Raw genomic sequence first — 7289 nt, 5'->3', positions numbered from 1 at the left:
GTACGCGCGGCTACCCGCCCCCCTAAACGCCAAAAGCGAGGGTCGCAGCCCCTGCATTTGAGGGGCGCGGGGAACTGCGCGAGAAGCCCCACTCGCCCGCACCCGCCGAACAACCCGCACTCCCGAACGAGAAGGCGGGGGTCGAAGGGGCGCAGCCCCTGGGGATGGGAACGGGTCAGGGGCGGCGGGGGCGAAGAACCCCGCACCGCCCCCAAGCTCAGCGGCGAGCCACACCCTCCGCCCGAGCCGCCGCCGCGACCGCCGCGGTCACCGCCGGGGCGACCCGCTCGTCGAACGGCGACGGGATGACGTAGTCCGCGGCGAGGTCGTCCCCGACGACCGACGCCAGCGCCTCGGCCGCCGCGATCTTCATGCCCTCGGTGATCCGGGAGGCCCGCACCTGCAGGGCACCCGCGAAGATCCCCGGGAAGGCGAGGACGTTGTTGATCTGGTTCGGGTAGTCGGAGCGCCCGGTCGCGACGACGGCCGCGTACTTGTGGGCCACGTCCGGGTGCACCTCGGGGTTGGGGTTGGCCATGGCGAAGACGAACGCGTTCTCCGCCATCGAGGCCACCGCCTCCTCCGGGACCGTACCGCCGGAGACGCCGATGAAGACGTCGGCGCCCGCGAGAGCGTCCTCCAGGGAGCCCGAGAGCCCGGCCTTGTTGGTCAGCCCGGCGAGCTCCCGCTTGACCGGCGTGAGGTCCTCGCGGTCCGCGGAGACGATGCCCTTGCGGTCGGCGACCGCGACGTCGCCGAGACCGGCCTCCAGCAGCATCTTGGCGATGGCCACACCGGCCGCGCCCGCACCCGAGATCACGGCCCGCAGATCGCCCAGCCCACGGCCGGTCAGTTTCGCCGCGTTCCGCAGCGCCGCCAGCGTCACAACCGCCGTACCGTGCTGATCGTCGTGGAAGACCGGGATGTCGAGGGCTTCCTGGAGCCGCTTCTCGATCTCGAAGCAGCGGGGCGCGGAGATGTCCTCCAGGTTCACGCCGCCGAAGGAGGGCGCGAGGCGGACCACGGTCTCGATGATCTCGTCGACGTCCGTGCAGGCGAGCGCGATCGGCACCGCGTCGACGCCGCCGAACTGCTTGAACAGGATCGCCTTGCCCTCCATCACGGGGAGGGAGGCCTCGGGGCCGATGTCGCCGAGCCCGAGGACCGCCGTACCGTCCGTCACGACGGCGACGACCGACGACTTCCAGGTGTAGTCGTTGACCAGTTCGGGCTGCTCGGCGATGGCGGTGCACACCCGCGCGACGCCGGGCGTGTAGGCGAGGGACAGGTCGTCCTTGTCCCGGATCGGCACGGTGGCCTGCACGGCCATCTTGCCGCCGCGGTGCAGCGCGAAGGCGGGGTCGAAGGAGTCGAGAGAATTGAGAGGCTCCGCGCCGCCCTCCTGACCCGTACTGCCGTCGCCGCTGTCGGTGCGAGGATTGACAATCTCCGCTGCCACTTTTTTTACCCCTTAGGCTTCATGGTTTGAGGGTGTTCCGCTCCCGGTTCGGGAGCGGGCGGGCACCGCGTAAGTCCCAGGTCACCGATACGTACGGCGACGCCTGCGGGCTCAGACGCGACGGGCGCGCCGCACACGCGCCCTGGGCCCCGGATGAGGGGTGTAAGGAACCTTCTTACCGGACGGACGGTACCGACGACGAGTCCACACGTCTTCATACCTCGAAGGTCACAACTCGAAGGTCATTTGGAGACGATCACGGGTGGTTCGACTCATCGATGGATGACGGGACAAGTCGGTCACATCACGACAAGTCCTGTACGGCCACGTGTGCGGAGTTCGCGGCCGACCGCATCCTGAGATGCGCCGAAGATCTTCCGGCCGGAAGGAGGAATCACCGCACAGGATCCGGTGTGATCACCTGGTCCGCGGCGGTTCGTGGGTCATTCGGGGGTCGCCCGTTATCCGATTTTGACATGGCTGGTCATCTGAATACACATGCCCGAATGGCAAGATGCCGTAATCACACAAGGTCGCCACACTCGAAGACGCGTGCTAATCGTCGACCTGTCGGCAACTCCACACCACCCCCGCCGGAGGAACCCACCATGACCGCAAGCACCACCTGTCGTACGACCGGCCTGCGTTCCCGTACAGCCGCCGTCGGAGCGATCGCGGTCGCGGGCGCCCTGCTGCTCACCGGCTGCGGTGACCAGACCAAGAGCAAGGACAACGATTCCGAGACCGCCTCCACCAGCGCGGCCCCGCTGGCCGACAAGCTCCCCGCGGCCGTCCGGGACAAGGGCGTGATCAACGTCGGTTCGGACATCGCGTACGCCCCGGTGGAGTACAAGGACGAGTCCGGCAAGGTCGTCGGCATCGACCTCGACATCGCCGCGGCGATGGGCAAGCAGCTCGGCGTGGACTTCAAGTTCCAGAACGCCACCTTCGACACCCTCATCGGTGGTCTGGCGGCCAACCGGTACGACATCGCGATGTCGGCCATGACCGACACCAAGGACCGCCAGGAGGGCGTCGACGCCGACAGCGGCAAGAAGGTCGGCTCCGGCGTCGACTTCGTCGACTACTTCACCGCGGGTGTCTCGCTCTACACCAACAAGGGCGACGACCAGGGCATCAAGACCTGGGACGACCTCTGCGGCAAGACGATCGCCGTGCAGCGCAACACGTTCTCGCACGATCTCGCCAAGGACCAGGCGGCCAAGTGCAAGAAGGACGGCGGGAAGGCGCTCAAGATCGAGGACTTCGCCACCAACCCCGAGGCCGAGACCCGAATGCGTTCCAAGGGCGCGGACGTCGTCTCCGCCGACTACCCGGTCGCCGCGTACTCGGTGAAGACCTCGGGCGGCGGCGACTACTTCGAGGTTGTCGGCGACCAGGTCGAGGCGGGCCCGTACGGCATAGCCGTCGCCAAGGACAACACCGAGCTGCGCGACGCACTGCAGGCCGCCGTCCAGGCGATCATCGACAACGGCGAGTACGAGAAGATCATCAAGAAGTGGGGCGTGGAGGACGGCGCGATCACCGAGGCCAAGGTCAACGGCGGCTCCTGATTCTCGGCTCGGTTCTGCTCGGTTCTGAAAGGCTCCACCCGTGACTGTTGACGTCAGCAAGATGGACGGTCCCTCGGACACGCCCCCCGTCGGCCCGGAGGCCCTCAAGGCCGTTCCGGTCCGGCACCCGGGGCGCTATGTGTCCGCGGCCATCGCGCTCGCTCTCCTCGGCTCGATCGTCTACGCGTTCGCGCAGGCGAAGAAGATCAACTGGGGCGCGATCCCCGACTACTTCTTCGACGACCGCATCATCGAGGGCGTCCTGAACACCCTCCTGCTCACCGTGGTGTCCATGGTGATCGGCATCGTCGGCGGCATCCTGCTCGCCGTGATGCGGCTGTCGAAGAACCCGGTGACCTCGTCGGTCGCGTGGTTCTACATCTGGTTCTTCCGCGGCACCCCGGTCCTGGTCCAGCTCTTCGTCTGGTTCAACCTGGGCCTGGTCTTCGAGTACATCAACCTCGGCCCGATCTACAAGGACTACTGGTCCTCCTTCATGACGCCGTTGCTGACGGCGCTGCTCGGCCTCGGTCTCAACGAGGCCGCGTACATGGCGGAGATCTGCCGTGCCGGTCTGCTGTCGGTCGACGAGGGCCAGACCGAGGCGTCGCACGCGCTCGGCATGAGCCACTCAAAGACCCTGCGCCGGATCGTCATCCCGCAGGCGATGCGCGTGATCGTGCCGCCCACGGGCAACGAGGTCATCAACATGCTGAAGACCACGTCGCTCGTCTCGACGGTGCAGTACGTGGATCTACTGAAAGCGGCCACGGACATCGGCCAGGGCTCGGGCTCCACGGTGGAGATGCTGTTCCTCGCCGCCGCCTGGTACCTGATCCTGACCAGCGTCTTCAGTGTCGGGCAGTACTACCTGGAGAGGCACTACGCGAAGGGCTCCTCCCGGTCCCTCCCGCCGACACCGATCCAGCGTCTGAAGACGGCCGTGCTGCCCGTGCGCCGCCCGAAGGGAGTCTCGGCATGACCGCCATGGTGAAGGCCGAGGCCATCCACAAGTCGTTCGGCCCCGTCGAGGTCCTCAAGGGCATCGATCTGGAGGTGCAGACGGGCGAGGTGTTCTGCCTCATCGGCCCGTCCGGCTCCGGCAAGAGCACGTTCCTCAGGTGCATCAACCACCTGGAGAAGATCAACTCCGGCCGGCTGTACGTCGACGGCGAGCTGGTCGGCTACCGCCAGAAGGGCGACAAGCTGTACGAGCTCAAGGACAGCGAGGTCGCGCTCAAGCGCCGTGACATCGGCATGGTGTTCCAGCGCTTCAACCTGTTCCCGCACATGACGGCCGCGGAGAACGTCATGGAGGCGCCGGTCCAGGTCAAGGGCGTCAGCAGGGCCCAGGCCCGCGAGCGCGCCCGCGAACTGCTGGAGCGCGTCGGCCTCGGCGACAAGGCGGGCAACTACCCGTCCCAGCTCTCCGGCGGCCAGCAGCAGCGCGTGGCCATCGCCCGGGCGCTGGCCATGGAGCCGAAGCTGATGCTCTTCGACGAGCCGACCTCGGCGCTCGACCCGGAGCTGGTCGGCGACGTCCTCGACGTCATGCGCGACCTGGCCGAGTCCGGCATGACCATGGTCGTCGTCACCCACGAGATGGGCTTCGCCCGCGAGGTCGGCGACAGCCTGGTCTTCATGGACGGCGGTGTGGTGGTCGAGTCCGGCAACCCCCGTGACGTGCTGACGAACCCCCAGGAGGAACGGACCCAGTCGTTCCTCTCCAAGGTGCTGTAGAGCCGTAGCGCGTGCTGTAGAGCCGTAGCGCGACAGGAGAAGGGGCGGTACGGATTCCCGTACCGCCCTTACTCGTGCCACAGCGGCATGCGGCCGGTCTACTTCACCGCCAGCACCAGCGAGTCGGAGGGCGAGCACCACACCGCGCGGGCCTCGGCGAAGCCCTTATCGCGCAGGACGCGGGCGTGCCAGTCGACGCTGTGGAAGTCGCCGTCGGCATGCTCTCCGTAGATCTCGAAACGGCGGGCCGTCGGCGCGGCGAGCACGGGGTCCTGGGCGGCGAGCTGCCACCATGCGGCCCAGTCGACGCCACCGTCCGCCTTGGCCTGTTCCATACCCGCGTGACGGTGCGCGCGCTCCGCCGCGTTGATCCGGGGCGTCGTCTCGTCGATCATGTGGTCCGCGTTCATGAAGACACCGCCGTCGCGGACGAGCTCCGCGACCTGACCGTAGAGGGCGGCGAGGGGTTCGCTGTGCAGCCAGTGCAGGGCTGTGGCCGTCAGGACGGCGTCGTACGAGTCGTACGGCAGCTGGGTCGTCCAGCCGGGGTCGGTGAGGTCGGCGGTGACGAAGGTGACCCGCCGGTCGCCCTCGAACGTGCCCTCGGCGATGGTGAGGAGCGCGGGGTCGAGGTCCACGCCGGTGCTGACGGCCTCCGGGAACCGCGCGAACAGCCTGGACGTGATGGAACCCGTACCGCAGGCGAGGTCGAGGACGCGGGGCTCGGGGCCGGCGAAGGCCTCGACCATGTCCAGCATCACCCGGAACCGCTCCTCACGGTCCGGCAGGTACATCTCCTGCTGCCGGTCCCAGCTCTCCTGCCAGGCATGCCAGTCGGTTCCGGTCGTGGTGGTCATGAGGTCCCCTTCCTCCGTGTACCGCTTCTTCCGCCTACCGCGTAATACCCTGTAAGTACGAGTAGCCATTACCTGTCCCGCACCACGACAATAGAGCGCCCCCCGTAAGGACTACAAGTGGAACTGGCCCATTACTCGGACTACGCCGTACGCCTCGTCAACACCGAGGAGCCGGCCCGGGGCAAGGACACACTCACCTCGGTCGAGGCCGTCCGCGATCTCTTCGGGCCCAGCCGACAGGCGGCCCGGCGGGCGACGGACGCCGACGTCACCCGGTTCCGGTCGGTGCGGACCCGGCTGCGCTCGGTCTTCGAGGCGGCGGACGACGGCGACGAGACCCTCGCCGTGGACCTGCTGAACTCGCTGCTGCTGGAGTTCCCGGTGAACCCGCAGATCTCCGGACACGACTTCCGGGACGACGACGGCCGCCCGCTGTGGCACATGCATCTGGCGGACCACCCCTCGAACGCGACGGCGGGCTATGCGGCGATCGCGGCGATGGGCCTGGCCTTCCACCTCACCGAGTACGGCGTGGACCGGCTCGGCCTGTGCGAGGCGGCGCCGTGCCGCAACGCCTACCTCGACACCTCCACCAACCGCTCCCGGCGCTACTGCTCGGACCGCTGCGCGACCCGCGCCAACGTGGCGGCCTACCGGGCGCGCAAACGCCTGGAGGCGGGCCGGTCGCCGAGCACGGGCCGGGCGGCCGAGAGCACCCAGCGGGCGAGCGCGAACGGCGAGCGCTGACCGTCCGACCGGGGCCGGTACCGGAACCGCACCTTGCCGAGCACGAGTTCGTCGGGCACGACCCCGTAGTCGGTGCTGTCCCCACCCGCGTACGCGTTGTCCCCGAGCACCCACCAGCCGCCGTCGCGCCGCTCGGCGGCCCGCTTGACCACGAGCAGGTCCTGCTGGAAGGGGTGCCGCAGCACAAGCACGTCACCGACCGTGAGGCGTGCCCCGTAGTGGACCAGCAACTGGTCCCCGTGACGCAGCGTCGGGACCATGGACGGTCCCGTGACCTCGGCCACCCCGAAGGGCAGGAGGGCCCTCCCCCGCTCGTTCTCCTGCGACAGCTCCGGCATCCCCGGCACCTCCCCGGTCCATCCTCCACCAGTCCCAGTCTGACCCCGGACTTTTGTCCTAAGCCCATGGGGGCACCCGCTCAAACCTCTTCTGCAGGGAGTAATGTCCCACCTGAGAAGACGATCACGAGGAAGGAATGCTCCATGCTTTCCCGCCTGTTTGCCCCCAAGGTCAAGGTCAGCGCGCATTGCGACCTGCCCTGCGGTGTGTACGACCCGGCCCAGGCCCGCATCGAGGCGGAGTCGGTGAAGGCCGTGCAGGACAAGATGGCCGCCAACGACGACCCTCACTTCCAGGCTCGCGCGACCGTCATCAAGGAGCAGCGCGCCGAGCTCGCCAAGCACCACGTCTCGGTGCTGTGGAGCGACTACTTCAAGCCCCCGCACTTCGAGAAGTACCCGGAGCTGCACCAGCTGGTCAACGACGCCCTCAAGGCCCTCTCGGCCGCGAAGGCGTCCACCGACCCGGCGACGGGCCAGAAGGCGCTCGACTACATCGCCCAGATCGACAAGATCTTCTGGGAGACCAAGAAGGCCTGACCCGGCCTCTCTCGACCGCACCCGGTCCGTATGC

Annotated in this window: 8 protein-coding genes; 5 read left to right on the top strand and 3 right to left on the bottom strand. The window is 68.1% G+C overall.

Annotated features, from left to right (window positions below; all coding sequences use genetic code 11):
* Nucleotides 1-217: 217 nt before the first annotated feature.
* On the bottom strand, nucleotides 218-1459 hold the full coding sequence (locus ACFU53_RS45145) for an NADP-dependent malic enzyme (protein WP_384005861.1): 1242 nt from the start codon (nucleotides 1457-1459) through the stop codon (nucleotides 218-220).
* A 608-nt stretch (nucleotides 1460-2067) separates the two neighbouring features.
* On the opposite strand from ACFU53_RS45145, the gene ACFU53_RS45140 reads away from it, so the two are divergent.
* From ACFU53_RS45140 to ACFU53_RS45130, 3 genes are read left to right on the top strand one after another with little or no spacing between them, the layout of a single operon-like run.
* Complete coding sequence (locus tag ACFU53_RS45140) at nucleotides 2068-3033, top strand: ABC transporter substrate-binding protein (protein ID WP_384005859.1); 966 nt, start codon at nucleotides 2068-2070, stop codon at nucleotides 3031-3033.
* Between the two features lie 40 nt (nucleotides 3034-3073).
* Nucleotides 3074-4015, top strand: a complete 942-nt coding sequence (locus ACFU53_RS45135; RefSeq protein ID WP_384005857.1) for an amino acid ABC transporter permease — start codon at nucleotides 3074-3076, stop codon at nucleotides 4013-4015.
* Nucleotides 4012-4773 carry an amino acid ABC transporter ATP-binding protein gene (locus tag ACFU53_RS45130; RefSeq protein ID WP_384005856.1) on the top strand — a complete coding sequence of 254 codons (762 nt, stop codon included), beginning with the start codon at nucleotides 4012-4014 and terminating at the stop codon, nucleotides 4771-4773. The genes ACFU53_RS45135 and ACFU53_RS45130 overlap by 4 nt, the downstream gene beginning before the upstream one ends.
* Before the next feature lie 98 nt (nucleotides 4774-4871).
* Here the strand turns inward: ACFU53_RS45130 and ACFU53_RS45125 are convergent, their stop codons facing one another.
* Entirely contained in the window at nucleotides 4872-5630 is a 759-nt protein-coding gene (locus tag ACFU53_RS45125; protein ID WP_384005854.1) for a class I SAM-dependent methyltransferase, read from the bottom strand.
* 117 nt (nucleotides 5631-5747) lie between these two features.
* On the opposite strand from ACFU53_RS45125, the gene ACFU53_RS45120 reads away from it, so the two are divergent.
* The gene (locus ACFU53_RS45120) at nucleotides 5748-6377 is read left to right on the top strand and encodes a CGNR zinc finger domain-containing protein (protein WP_384005852.1); all 630 of its coding nucleotides are present in this window, start codon (nucleotides 5748-5750) and stop codon (nucleotides 6375-6377) included.
* Here the strand turns inward: ACFU53_RS45120 and sodX are convergent.
* On the bottom strand, nucleotides 6281-6715 hold the full coding sequence (gene sodX, locus ACFU53_RS45115; protein ID WP_384005850.1) for a nickel-type superoxide dismutase maturation protease: 435 nt from the start codon (nucleotides 6713-6715) through the stop codon (nucleotides 6281-6283). The two genes, ACFU53_RS45120 and sodX, sit on opposite strands and share 97 nt — an antisense overlap.
* A gap of 144 nt (nucleotides 6716-6859) precedes the next feature.
* Here sodX and sodN point away from each other — a divergent pair, with 144 nt between their 5' ends.
* A complete protein-coding gene (gene sodN / locus ACFU53_RS45110; protein WP_005480378.1) occupies nucleotides 6860-7255 on the top strand; it encodes a superoxide dismutase, Ni in 396 nt (131 codons plus the stop codon).
* Nucleotides 7256-7289: the final 34 nt, after the last annotated feature.

Source organism: Streptomyces sp. NPDC057474, assembly GCF_042802555.1.
Classification (GTDB): domain Bacteria; phylum Actinomycetota; class Actinomycetes; order Streptomycetales; family Streptomycetaceae; genus Streptomyces.
The sequence above is the reverse complement of the archived record's forward strand: the minus strand, read 5'-3'. Positions and strand labels throughout refer to the sequence as shown.